General features: G+C 77.3%; 10 protein-coding genes. 7 read left to right on the forward strand and 3 right to left on the reverse strand.

The genetic code is table 11. The features are described 5' to 3' along the window. Positions 1-48 precede the first annotated feature (48 nt). From CLV92_RS23045 to CLV92_RS07405, 3 genes are all read left to right on the forward strand, one after another. Positions 49-432 (forward strand): cold-shock protein, encoded by a 384-nt coding sequence (locus CLV92_RS23045; RefSeq protein ID WP_104432164.1) that lies wholly within the window; start codon positions 49-51, stop codon positions 430-432. Continuing rightward, positions 429-1,460 (forward strand): DUF3027 domain-containing protein, encoded by a 1,032-nt coding sequence (locus tag CLV92_RS07400; RefSeq protein ID WP_104432165.1) that lies wholly within the window; start codon positions 429-431, stop codon positions 1,458-1,460. The genes CLV92_RS23045 and CLV92_RS07400 overlap by 4 nt, the downstream gene beginning before the upstream one ends. A 146-nt stretch (positions 1,461-1,606) precedes the next feature. Then, the gene (locus tag CLV92_RS07405; RefSeq protein WP_211290949.1) at positions 1,607-4,696 is read left to right on the forward strand and encodes a sacsin N-terminal ATP-binding-like domain-containing protein; all 3,090 of its coding nucleotides are present in this window, start codon (positions 1,607-1,609) and stop codon (positions 4,694-4,696) included. Positions 4,697-4,743: 47 nt separating this feature from the next. Here the strand turns inward: CLV92_RS07405 and CLV92_RS07410 are convergent, their stop codons facing one another. Both CLV92_RS07410 and CLV92_RS22825 read right to left on the reverse strand, forming a co-directional pair. Further along, a complete protein-coding gene (locus tag CLV92_RS07410) occupies positions 4,744-4,980 on the reverse strand; it encodes a DUF2530 domain-containing protein (protein WP_104432166.1) in 237 nt (78 codons plus the stop codon). A gap of 49 nt (positions 4,981-5,029) precedes the next feature. After that, positions 5,030-7,213, reverse strand: a complete 2,184-nt coding sequence (locus CLV92_RS22825) for a putative bifunctional diguanylate cyclase/phosphodiesterase (protein WP_104432167.1) — start codon at positions 7,211-7,213, stop codon at positions 5,030-5,032. A 232-nt stretch (positions 7,214-7,445) separates the two neighbouring features. On the opposite strand from CLV92_RS22825, the gene CLV92_RS07420 reads away from it, so the two are divergent. The 4 genes from CLV92_RS07420 (at position 7,446) to CLV92_RS07435 (ending at position 12,047) form a co-directional block, all read left to right on the forward strand. Further along, positions 7,446-8,933, forward strand: coding sequence for an NCS2 family permease (locus CLV92_RS07420; RefSeq protein ID WP_245886541.1), 1,488 nt, complete (start codon positions 7,446-7,448; stop codon positions 8,931-8,933). Between the two features lie 94 nt (positions 8,934-9,027). Continuing rightward, positions 9,028-9,507, forward strand: a complete 480-nt coding sequence (locus CLV92_RS07425) for a MarR family winged helix-turn-helix transcriptional regulator (protein WP_245886542.1) — start codon at positions 9,028-9,030, stop codon at positions 9,505-9,507. Next, positions 9,504-10,811, forward strand: coding sequence for an MFS transporter (locus CLV92_RS07430; RefSeq protein WP_104432169.1), 1,308 nt, complete (start codon positions 9,504-9,506; stop codon positions 10,809-10,811). Before CLV92_RS07425 ends, CLV92_RS07430 begins: the two co-directional genes overlap by 4 nt. A gap of 21 nt (positions 10,812-10,832) precedes the next feature. Further along, positions 10,833-12,047, forward strand: a complete 1,215-nt coding sequence (locus tag CLV92_RS07435) for a class I SAM-dependent methyltransferase (protein WP_104432170.1) — start codon at positions 10,833-10,835, stop codon at positions 12,045-12,047. 10 nt (positions 12,048-12,057) lie between these two features. Here the strand turns inward: CLV92_RS07435 and CLV92_RS07440 are convergent, their stop codons facing one another. Continuing rightward, positions 12,058-12,357, reverse strand: coding sequence for a DUF1540 domain-containing protein (locus tag CLV92_RS07440; RefSeq protein ID WP_104432171.1), 300 nt, complete (start codon positions 12,355-12,357; stop codon positions 12,058-12,060). Between the last annotated feature and the right edge of the window lie 75 nt (positions 12,358-12,432).

Here is a 12,432-nt window from a genome sequence, read left to right on the forward strand (position 1 = left end):
GCAGCGACGCAGGCCGCCCCGGCGGCCCTCCGACTCCGGAAGGTTCCCGTGCCGACTGGCAAGGTCAAGTGGTTCGACGCCGAGAAGGGTTTCGGCTTCCTCGCCGCCGAGGACGGCTCCGAGGTGTTCGTGCACGCCTCCGTGCTGCCCGCGGGGGCGACGACGCTGAAGCCCGGCAGCCGGGTGGAGTTCGGCATCGTGGAGGGCAAGCGCGGTGCCCAGGCGCTGTCCGTCCGCACCCTGGAGCCGCTGCCGTCGGTGGCGCGCGCCACCCGCAAGCCCGCCGACGAGATGGTCGTCATCGTCGAGGACCTCATCAAGCTCCTCGACGGCGTCTCCGCCTCCCTCCGCCGCGGCCGCTACCCCGAGAAGGGCGCCGCGGGCAAGGTCGCGACCGTCCTGCGGGCCGTGGCCGACGACCTCGAGGCATGAGCGCCGTGACACCACCGGCAGTCGACGACACCGCCACCGCTGCGGGCGCCCGACCCCGCCGCGCGCGCAAGCCCGTCCTCGACGCCGCCGCGGCAGCGGCCGTCGACCTGGCCCGCGCCGCCGCCGAGGAGGTCGCGGAGCCCGGCTCCGTCGGCGAGCACCTGGGCGCGAGCGTGGAGGGCGACCGCATCGTCGGCCACTCCTTCGCGTGCCTGCTGCGCGGCTACCGCGACTGGCAGTGGGTCGTCACCGTCACCCGCGCCTCCCGCGCCCGCACCGTCACCGTGAGCGAGGTGTGCCTGCTCCCCGGCGAGGGGTCGCTGCGCGCTCCCGAGTGGCTGCCCTGGTCGCAGCGCCTGCGGCCCGGCGACGTCGGCCCGCAGGACGTGCTGCCCCGCCGCGAGGACGACCCGCTGCTGGACCAGGGCTACGAGGACGCCTCCGACGAGGACGCCGACCGCCTCGCGATCTGGGAGCTCGGCCTCGGGCGCCCCCGGGTGCTCTCCCGCCTGGGCCGGGACGAAGCCGCCACGCGCTGGTACGAGGGCGACCGCGGCCCCCGCACGGAGATCGCCGAGAACGCCGGCGCCCCCTGCTCCACGTGCGGTTACTTCCTGCTGATGGCGGGGTCGATGCGGCAGGTCTTCGGCGTCTGCGCCAACGAGTGGTCCCCCGAGGACGGCCGCGTGGTGAGCGTGGACCACGGCTGCGGCGCGCACAGCGAGACCGACGTCGAGCCGCACGCCACGGACGTGGCCCCGCCGGTGGTCGACGACCTGGCGCCGGAGGTCCTCGAACTGGTCCCGACGGCGGAGCTTCGAGCAGGCGCGGAACCGGACGCGGAGCCGGCCGAGCCCGTCGAGCCGGCCGAGGCCACCGCAGAGCCGGCCGAGCCCGTGGAGCCCGTCGAGCCGGCCGAGCCCGTCGAGCCCGTCGAGCCCGCCGAGGTGGACCCCGTCGACCCCGTCGAGCCCGCCGAGGTGGAGCCGGTCGAGCCCGAGCCGGTCGAGCCCGAGGCCGGCGCCTGACCGCGGAGGAGCACGCCGACCCGTTCGGCACGGCCGCCCTGCGCGGGCGCGTCCTCGAGGCGTGGGCTGCCTCCCCGGCCCGGCTGCGGGAGGACGCCAACGCGGAGGAGGACGCCGCGCTCGGCGGCTACCGCGACCGCCTCGTCGTGGAGCTGGCGCAGAACGCGGCCGACGCGGCGGCGCGCGCGGGCGTGGAGGGCCGGCTGCTGCTGCGCCTCGTCCCGGGCACCGACGGCGGCCCCGCGACGCTGCTCGCGGCGAACACCGGCGCCCCGCTGGACGCCGCGGGGGTGGAGGGCCTGGCGACGCTGCGGGCCTCCGCCAAGCGCGACGACGGCACGGCCGTGGTGGGCCGCTTCGGGGTGGGCTTCTCCGCGGTGCTGGCCGTCAGCGACGAGCCCGCCGTCGCGGGGCGCGGCGGCGGGGTCCGCTTCAGCCGCACCGGCACCCTGGCGCTCCTGGAGGAGCGCTGCCGCACCGCCCCCGGCCTCGCCGCGGAGGTCGCCCGGCGCGGCGCGGACGTGCCGGTGCTGCGGCTGCCCTTCCCCGTGCCGGCCTCGGACCCGCGGGCCGCCGTCCCCGAGGGCTACGACACGCTCGTCACCCTCCCCCTGCGCGACGCCGCGGCGGCCGGCCTGGCGCAGGAGCTGCTGGCGGGCGCCGACGACGTGCTGCTGCTCGCGCTGCCTGCGCTGCGGGAGGTCGTCGTGGAGCTGCCCGGCAGGCCGGCGCGGCGGCTGGCGGACGTGGAGCGGCGCTGGCGGACGCTGCGCCGCTCCGGCAGGCACTCCGCCGAGGAGCTGGCCGGGCGCGGGTCGGAGGACCGCTCCCGCCCGGCGTGGGAGCTGACGTGGGCCGTGCCGCGGGCCGGGGAGGTCGCGGGGCCGGGGGTGCTGTGCGCGCCGACCCCGACGGACGAGCCGCTGCCCTGGCCCGCGGTCCTGCTCGCCACGCTGCCCCTGCAGCCGGACCGCAGGCACGTGCTGCCCGGTCCCGCGACGGAGGTGGTGCTGGACGCCGCGGCCCGCGCGTACGTGGACCTGCTCGTCGAGAGCGCCGCCGATGCGGACGACGCGGCGGGCGACGGCGCGGACGCCGATCCGCTGGACCTGCTCCCCCCGGGGGTCGCCGCCTCGGCGCTGGACGCGTCCCTGCGGGAGCGGGTGCTGGCGCTGCTGCCGGACGCGCCGGTCCTGCGGGCGGTCGCCGCCGTGGAGGGGGTGCGCCTGCGGGTGCGGCCGCGGGACGCCGTGGTGCTCGACGGTGCTGCGGGCGACGACCCGGCGGTGCTCGCCGCCCTCGCGCCGGTGCTGCCGACCCTCGTCGCCGCGCCCCGCCGGCACCTGCCGCTGCTGCGGATGCTGGACGTCGCGCGGACCTCCCTCGCCGACGTGGTGGAGGAGCTGCCCACGGCCGGCACCGCCCCGGCGCAGTGGCGGCGGCTGTACGCGGCGCTGCGGCACCTCGGCGCCGACCCGTCGGCGCGGGAGGCGCTGGCCGCGCTGCCGGTGCCGCTGGCCGACGGCCGGGTGGTGCGCGGGCCCCGGGGCCTGGTGCAGCTCGCACCGGGCAGCGGGGTGGGCGAGGACGCGCTCGCGGTGCTGGCCCCCTACGGCCTGCGCGTGGTGCACCCCGAGGCCGCCGACGAGCTGCTGGAGCGGCTCGGTGCGCGCGCGGGCGGTCCGTGGATGCTGCTGACCGACGAGGCGGTGCGCACCGCGGTGGCGGACTCCCCCGACGCCGACGACCCCGACGTGCTGGCCGAGGCGGTGCTGGAGCTCGTCGCCGCGCACCTGCCGGACACGGGCGCGGCGTCGGACGCGGCGCGGGAGGTGGCGCAGCGGCTGCCGTGGCTGGGCGACCTCGCGCTGCCGGACGCCGACGACGAGCTCGCCCCCGCCTCGGCGCTCGTGCTGCCCGGTTCGGTGGCCGCCAGGGTGCTGGACCCGGCCGAGGTCGCGGAGGTGCACCCGGACCTGCTCGCGGACTGGGGGCCGGCGCCGCTGCTCGCCGTCGGGGTGCTGGCGGACCTGGGCACGGCCCGCCTGCCCGAGGTCGCCGTCGACGCCGAGGCGCCGGAGGGAGCGGATCCCGAGGTGGAGCTGCCGGCGTGGGAGGAGTACCTGGAGCACCTGTGCTCGGCCGGTGCGGCCCTGGCCGAGGAGGCCGGAGCCGCGGGCGGGCTGCTGGTGGCCACCGACGTCGTGGCGGTGCGGGACCTGGACCTCGTCCGCCGGGGGGCGTGGGCGGAGGTGGTGCCCGCCCTGTGCGCGCAGCCGGCCGGGCGCCAGGCGCTGCTGGCCCGCTGGCCGGTGACGAGCGGTACCGGTGCGGCGGGCGGGCCGGGGGCGGGCGGGCAGCCGGTGGGGACCGTGCTGGGCCACGCCGCCTGGTGGCTGCGGCACCGCGGGCCGCTGCCGCCGGTCAGCCGCGCACCGGGGGCCTCGCCCCTGCTGGGCTGGCTGGACCCCGCGCCGGAGTGGGCCGCCGCCCTGGACCCGCAGGTGCGCGTCGCCCTCGGGGTCCTCGACGAGTTGCCGCACGTGGACCGGGGGGCAGATCCGGAGGCGGTCGCGGCGCTGGTGGTGGCCGCGGCGGATCCCGCCCGCCGGGTGTCCGCTGCGGCCCTGCTGGCCCTGTGGCGGCTGCTGGCCCGGCACGCCCGCCACCTGGTGTGGGACACGGGATCGGACACCGGATCGAGCACGGGGTCGGCCGGGGCGTCGGACGGTGGGCCACCGCACCGCCTGCGGGTGCTGGACGGTGCCGGCACGACGGTGGCCGCCGCCGCCGACGTGCTGGTGGCCGACTCCCCGGCGTGGGCGCAGCGCCACGACCTCGGCCCCTGCGTGCTGGTGCCCGCCGCGGACGCCGAGGCGGTGGCGGACGTGCTCGACGTGGACCTGGCCTCCGAGCGGGCCGCCGGGACCGTCGACCGCGCCCCGGCGGTGGCGACGGCGGTGCCCGCGGAGGTGGAGGTGCTGCTGCCGGGGGCGCCGCGGCAGTGGTGGCGGACGGAGGAGCTGCGGGTGGACGGCGCGCCCGTCGGGTGGTGGAGCGCGCCGACAGGCCCCGGGGAGGCCGCGCTGGTGCACGCCCGCACACCGGCGGGTGCGGCGTGCGGCCTCGCCCTGGCCGCGGGCCGGTGGGAGCTGCGGCACGACGTCGCGGCGCTGCTCACGGCCCCCGACGCCGCGGCGCGCGCCGCCGTCCTGGCGGGAGCCCTGCCCGGCTGAGCGCCCGCGGGCGGCACCGGGAGGGTCAGCGGTCAGCGGCGGGAGGGTCAGCGGCGGCGGTCGCGGCGGCGCAGGTAGTGCAGGGCGACGAGCCCGAGGAGGAGTCCCGCGATGCAGGAGCCGAGCCAGCGCCCCTGCCCGCTCTGCCGCGCCTCCGGCACGAGCAGCCCGATGACGAAGAGACCCGTCCAGATCCCCATGCCCACGAGCACGGCGGCCCGGTCGTCGGTGCGCAGCGGCTCGGGAGGCGGTTTCGCCTCCGACGGACGCAGGAACAGGCGCACGGGCCCAGGGTAGGCGGGTGCGGGCGCTGCGGCACCCGCCTGCGCGCCGCTACGGCTGCGCGCCGAACAGGTCCGCCGCCGCGACGGGGCGGCCGAAGAGCCAGCCCTGGGCCCGGTCGCAGCCCATCTGCAGCAGCCGCTGCGCCTGCAGCTCCGTCTCCACCCCCTCGGCGGTGACGAGCATGCCGTGGGCGTGGGCGAGGGCGATGAGCGCCTCCACGACCGCGTCGGCGCGCCGGCTCGTGCCGAGCGGCGTGACGAACGAGCGGTCGATCTTCAGGAAGCTCAGCGGGAACCGCTGCAGGTAGGCCAGCGACGAGTAGCCGGTGCCGAAGTCGTCCAGGCCGACGCGGACGCCGGCGCTGCGCAGCTCGTGGAGGCTGGCCCGGGTGGGTGCGCTGAGGTCGATGAGGGTGCGCTCGGTGACCTCGGCGAGCAGGTGGCTGCCGGCTCCGCTGTTGCGCTGCACGCTGTGGGCGAGCCGGTGCGAGAACGCGGGGTGCTCGAGGGTGCGCCCGGAGACGTTGACCGAGACCTGCAGGTCGGTGCCGGCGCTGCGCCACTCCTGGAGCTGGTCCAGCGCGGCGTCGAGCACCCAGGAGTCCACGTCCACGATCAGGCCGGTGTCCTCGGCCGTGTCGACGAAGGTGGCGGGGCCGAACAGCCCCTCGACGGGGTCCTGCAGCCGCACCAGGCACTCGGCGGCGACGAGGTGGCGGTCGCGCAGGTCGACGATGGGCTGCCACACCAGGCGCAGGCCGCCGTCGCGCAGCGCCCGGCGCAGGCGCCGCTCGGAGTCGTGGCGGGTCCGGGCGTCCTCGCGCATCGCCAGGTCGTAGAGGGCGCACCGGTCCCGGCCGGCGGCCTTGGCGCGGTAGAGGGCCATGTCGGCGGAGCGGAGCAGGTCCTCGGCGCTGCCGCCGGCGGCGACGGCCACCCCGGCGCTCGCGGTGCACACGAGGGGCTCGGGGAGACCCGGGAGCTGGTGGGGGGCGCGGAGGCGGCGGACGAGGTCGTGCGCGAGCACCTGGGCGAAGTCGGGCCGGTCCACTCCGGGGAGGCAGAGGACGAACTCGTCGCCGCCGAGGCGCGCCAGGGTGGAGCCGGCCGGCGCGGCCGCGCGCAGCCGCTCGGCGACCCGGCGCAGCAGGGCGTCCCCGGCCTGGTGGCCGAGGCTGTCGTTGACGAGCTTGAAGTTGTCGAGGTCCAGGAGGACGAGGACGACCGCGCGGGCGGGCCCGGCCTGCTGCAGCGCCTCGGCGAGCCGGGCGTCGAGCAGGGTGCGGTTGGGCAGGCCCGTGAGGCTGTCGCTGTGGGCGAGCCGGACGAGCTCGCGGGTGTGCGCGTCGTCGTCGGACAGGTCGAGGGCCATCCCCCGCATGGGACCGCGTGCGGGGTCGTGCGCGGGGTCGTGCGCGGGGTCGTGCCCCGCAGAGGCGTCGCTCCAGCCGAGGAGGGTCCGGACCTCGCCCCCGGCGGTGGTGACGCGGAAGGGGTAGGTGGCGGATTCGCGGCCGGGGACGGTGAGGGGGCCGCGGTCGTCGGCGTGGATTGTTTCGGACCAGGTGTCGGCGTCGAGGGCCGCGGTACCGGCGGGCAGGCCGAGCATCTCCCGCATGGTCTCGTCGAGGCGCACGCGCCCGTCGGGCTGCAGCTCCCAGCTGCCCAGGCCGCCCAGGGAACGGGCGCCGCCGAGGAGCGCGCGGGTGGCGGTGAGGTCCTGCTCGACGCCGTGGCGGGCCCGGGCCTCGGCGACACGGGCGAGGGCCAGGGTGGCGGCACCGGCGAGCGCCCCGACGAGGGGGCGGGCGGCCTGGGCGGGCTCGGCCAGCAGCCGGGGGCCGTCCTCGGTGGCGGCGGGGTGGGTCAGGGGCACGACGGCGGTGGCTGCGGGCGCCTCCCGCAGGAGGGTGCCGGGGGCGGGGGCGCCGGGCCCGGTGGCGGCGAGGACGGCGCAGGTGCCGTCGCGGTCGGGTGCGGCGAGCACGAGCGCGGTCCCGGCGCCGGCTGCGGAGAGGGCGGCGGCGAGCTCGCGGGCGACGGCGCCCTCGTCGGTGCAGGCGGCGAGGTGGCGCTGCGTGCGCTGCAGGAGGGACCAGGGGTCCGCGGGCGGGGGCTCGTGCCGGGTGGCGCGCCCGGGCGCCGCGCCGGTGGGCGGGGCCGGCACCAGGGGCGTCCGCCAGTCGGCGCGGCTGTCGCCGCGTTCCGCCCCCGCTCGTGCTCCGTCGCTCACCGGACCCCCTCGTCTCTCACCGTACGTGAGGGACAGTAACCAGTCAGTGAGATGGGTCGATTCGAGCTCCCCGTTCGGCGCAGTCGACACCTCCGCGGCCTGCCCGGTGGGTGCCGCGCGCTCTGCAAGGATGCGGGCACGCGCAGGCGCGTTCCCGATCCGCCTGCGCCCCGGCGCGGCCGGGACCGGTGCGCACCCGCCGCCCCCTCCCCCCGTTCCTGGAGGTACCGCCGTGCCCGCGACGACCGACGCCGCGCAGCCCACAGCCAGCCGCTCCACCCTCGACCGCTTCTTCCGCATCTCCGAACGCGGCTCCACGCTGGGCCGGGAGGTCCGCGGCGGCGTCGTCACCTTCTTCGCGATGGCCTACATCGTGGTGCTCAACCCGCTGATCCTCGGCCTCAGCCCGGACAGCACCGGGGCCTTCCTCGCCGGGGGCAGCGCACCGGACCTGCCGGCGATCGCCGCCGCGACGGCCCTGGTCGCCGGGGTGCTGACGATCCTGATGGGCGCCGTCGCCAACTACCCCCTCGCCCTGGCCACCGGCCTCGGCCTCAACGCCTTCGTCGCCTTCGGGATCGCCACGCTGCCCGGGATGACGTGGGCTGACGCGATGGGCCTGGTGGTGCTGGAGGGCCTCATCATCCTCGTGCTGGTGCTCACCGGCTTCCGCCGCGCGGTCTTCCACGCCATCCCCGCACAGCTCAAGATCGCCATCAGCGTCGGCATCGGCCTGTTCATCACGATCATCGGCCTCGTCGACGCCGGCATCGTCCGCACCCCGGAGGGGGCCGCGGTCCCGCTGGAGCTCGGCGTGGGCGGCTCCCTGGCCGGCTGGCCGGTCGTGGTGTTCGTCGCGGGCCTGGCGCTGATGACGGCGCTGTTCGTGCGGAAGGTGCGCGGCGCGCTGCTCATCGGCATCGTCGCGGCGACCGCGTTCGCCGTCGTCCTCGAGGCCGTCGCGGACATCGGCCCGAAGATCGGCGCCGACGGGGCGAGGAACCCCGTCGGCTGGGGCCTCAACGTGCCGGCGCTGCCCGAGAGCATCGCCGCCGTCCCCGACCTGAGCCTGCTCGGCGAGTTCGACCTGCTGGGGTCCTTCTCCGCGATCGGCGTGACCAGCGTCGTGCTGCTCGTCTTCACGCTCCTGCTGGCGGACTTCTTCGACACGATGGGCACGATGGTGGCGATCGGTGCGGAGGCGGAGCTGCTCGACGAGGAGGGCAACCCGCCCGGCTCGCAGCGGATCCTCGTGGTCGACTCCGTGGCGGCCATCGCCGGTGGTGCGGCCGGGATCTCCAGCAACACCTCCTACATCGAGTCCGCGGCGGGCGTCGGCGAGGGCGCGCGCACGGGCCTGGCCTCGATCGTGACGGGCGTGCTGTTCCTGGCCGCGATGTTCCTGGCGCCGCTGGTGGCGGTCGTCCCCTACGAGGCCGCGACGCCGGCGCTGGTGATCGTCGGGTTCCTGATGATGCAGCAGGTCGGGGGCATCGACTGGAAGGACGTGGAGATCGCCCTGCCGGCGTTCCTGACGATCGTGATGATGCCGTTCTCGTACTCGATCAGCGCGGGCATCGGTGCGGGCTTCGTGTCCTTCGTGCTCATCAAGGTGGTGCGGGGCAGGGCCCGCCAGGTGCACCCGCTCCTGTGGGTGGTCGCGCTGCTCTTCGTCGCGTACTTCGCGGTCAACCCGATCCGCCAGCTCCTCGGCGGCTGAGGCCCTCGCCGCGGCCGGTCGAGGTGGGCTCCGTCCTCCCCCGGCCGGCCGCCGCCGGGTAGTGGTTAGCCTCGCTAACTATTACCCTGAGCAGGTGATCGCGGACCTGCCGGCAACCCCGTCCGCACCAGCCCCCGGCGAGGCCCCCGTCCCCCGCGACCCGGCCCACCTCGCGGGCGAGCTGCGCGTCGCGCTCATGCGCAGCACCCGCCGGTTGCGGACCATGAAGAGCGACGACGAGCTCTCCGACGCCCAGTACTCCGTCCTCGCGCTGCTCGACCGCACCGGCCCGCGCACCCCCGGGGAGCTCGCCGAGGCCGAGCACGTCCAGCCGCCCTCGATGACCCGCACGATCGGCTGCCTCGTCGAGCGCGGCCTCGTCGAGCGCAACGCGCACCCCGGCGACCGGCGCCAGCTCCTCGTCGGCCTCACCCCCGCCGGGACCGCGGCCGTCGCCGAGACCCGCCGGCAGCGCGACGCCTGGCTCGCGACCCGCCTGGCCACCCTCGACCCCGCCGAGCGCGACGCCCTCGCCCGCGCCACCGAGATCCTGCGGCGGGTGGTCGCCCCGTGAGCTCCACCTTCAGCTCCCTGCAGCACCGGCCCTACCGGCTGTGGGCGAGCGGCGCGATCGTCTCCAACGTCGGCACCTGGATGCAGCGCGTCGCCCAGGACTGGCTCGTCCTCACCGAGCTCACCGACGAGTCCGGCACCGCCGTCGGCATCACCACCGGCCTGCAGTTCGGGCCGATCCTGCTGCTCGCGCCCGTCGCCGGCACCCTCGCCGACCGCTTCTCCCGCCGCCGCGTGCTGCTGTGCACCCAGACGGCGATGGCCCTGCTCGGCCTCGGCCTCGGCGCGCTCGTCCTCTCCGGAGCCGCCCAGCTCTGGCACGTCTACGGCTTCGCCCTGCTGCTCGGCGTCGCCACCGCCATCGACGGGCCGGCGCGCCAGACGTTCGTCGCCGACCTCGTCCCGCGCGAGGACCTGCCCAACGCGGTCGGCCTCAACAGCGCCTCCTTCAACGCCGCCCGCCTCATCGGGCCCGGGGTGGCGGGGCTGCTCATCGCCCTGTGGGGCACCGGCCCGGTCTTCCTGCTCAACGCGCTCACCTTCGCCGCGCCCGTCGCGGTGCTGCTGCGGATCCGCCCCCCGCTGGAGCCGGAACGGCCCGCGCGCGCCACCGGCGAGCCGCCCCCTCCCGGCAGCGGCGGCACGCGGGAGGCGCTGCGCTACCTGCGCACCCGCCCCGACCTCCTCGCCGTCCTGACGATCATCGGCGTGGTCGGCACGCTGGGACTGAACTACCAGCTCACCACCGCGCTGATGGCCCGCATCGCCTTCGGGGAGGGCCCCGAGAAGTACGGCCTGCTGGGCTCGATCATGGCGATCGGCTCGCTGGCCGGGGCGCTGCTCGCCGCCCGCCGCGACCGCCCCCGCCTGCGGCTCGTCGTGGGCGCCGCCGTGGCCTTCGGCATCAGCGCCACGGTGGCGGCGGTGATGCCGACGTACACGCTGTTCGCCGTGGCCCTGGTGCCCGTCGGGCTGTCCGCACTGACCCTCATGACGGCCGCCAACGCCACCATCCAGCTCGGCACGGAGCCGGCGATGCGCGGGCGGGTGATGGGTGTCTACATGGCCCTCTTCCAGGGCGGCACCGTCGTCGGCGGCCCGCTCGTGGGGTGGATCGGGGAGGTGGTCGGGCCCCGCTGGTCGATCCTCGTGGGCTCGCTGTCCGCGCTGGCCGTCGCGGCGTTCGCCTCGGCGCTGCTCATCCGCAGGCAGCGCCTCACGGTGCGCTACCGGCTGCGGGACTCCCCGCACCTGCTCGTGGTGCCCGCCGCCGGCCGCGACGAGCGGGACACCGCCGCGGCCTGAGGCTGCTGGGAGGATGGGGCCGTGCCCCACCCCCTCACCACCGCCCTGGAAGAGCTGCGCCCGCTGCTGCTGGACCCCGACCGGCTCGTCCGCGCGGTGGCCGCCGGGCGCCGCCGCGGGCAGGAACCGCCGGAGCACGAGCGGGTGGAGCTGCGCCCCGTCGCGCTGCGCTCCGGGCCGCACCTGCAGGCCGTGGCCCGCTCCGGCCCGCGCGTCAGCACCCGCAACGCCGCGGTGGGCGAGGACGCCGAGCGCCTGGTCGAGGAGCTGCTCGCGCTGCCCTTCGGGAACTGGCACGTGGAGACGGCCGCGGAGGTCGTGCAGCTGCGCGTCACCAAGCGCGGCGAGGCGCAGCTGCACCGGGCGGCGACGTCGAAGCGGCAGGTGGCGGCGGGGCCGGCGGCCCACGACCGGGCCAAGCAGCGGCTCGTCGACCCCGCCGACCCGCTCTTCACGGTGCTGGGGGCCGGGGCCGACAAGCGCCGGCAGGTGGACGCGTTCGTGCGGCTGCTCGCTCCCCTGGCGCCGAAGCTGCTGGACGGCGCCGCAGGCCGCGAGCTGCGGATGACGGACCTGGGCTGCGGCAACGCCTACCTGACGTTCGCCGCGCACCGCTGGCTGGGCGAGCGAGCCGCGGAGGCCGGTACGGCGCTGCGCACGGTGGGCGTGGACGTGCGCGAGGACGTCGTCGCCCGCAGCCGGGAGCTGGCGGGCAGCGCGGGGCTGGCGGGGCTGGACTTCGCCACGGGCACGATCGCGGGGGCGGTGCCGTTCGGGGAGGAGGCGCCGGACGTGGTGCTGGCGCTGCACGCCTGCGACACGGCGACCGACGAGGCCCTGGCCCGGGCGGTGCGGTGGGGGGCGCCGGTGGTGCTGGCGGCGCCGTGCTGCCACCACGACGTGCAGCGGCAGCTGCAGGGGTCCTTCGACGCGGTGGACGAGTCCCCGGCCCCGCCGCTGGTGCGCCACCCGATCCTGCGCGAGCGCTTCGCGGACGTGCTGACGGACTCCCTGCGCGCGCTGCTGCTGCGGCTGCTGGGCTACCGCACGGACGTCGTGGAGTTCGTGGACTCGCGGCACACGCCGCGCAACGCGCTGCTGCGGGCGGTGCGCACGGGCGCGCCGGCGCGGCCGGAGCTGGTGGCGGAGTACCGGCAGCTCACGGCCGCGTGGCGGGTGGAGCCCGCGCTGGCGCGGATGCTGCGCCCGGAGGTCGACGCCGTCCTCGGGGCGTGAGGCGGGTGCGTCAGGCGGCGGCGTAGGTCAGGCAGCGGGAGCCGTCGTCCTCGGAGGCGACCTCGATGGACTCCGCGTGGCAGGTGAGCTCCTCGTTGTGCCGGCAGTCGGCGAGCTGGCAGGCGCCGACGTGGCCGCCGGGCTTGCCGGCGCGCGCCTTGGACGGCATCCCGAGGAAGGTGCCGCAGTGGTTCTGCCCGTGGTCGCCGACGGTGATCGCCGGGGCGTGGCAGTGGACGTCCTCGTTGAAGGCGCATCCGGTGGCGGAGCAGCTGTGCACGGGCGTGAGGTCGAGGTTCACCGTGGCCATGACCTGTTCTCCTCTTCGAGATCTGCGGTCCCCGGGTCGGGGCGGTCGCCGCGGCGCCCGAGGGCACCGCACCGC

Origin of the sequence: Kineococcus xinjiangensis (genome assembly GCF_002934625.1) — a bacterium.
GTDB lineage: Bacteria > Actinomycetota > Actinomycetes > Actinomycetales > Kineococcaceae > Kineococcus_A > Kineococcus_A xinjiangensis.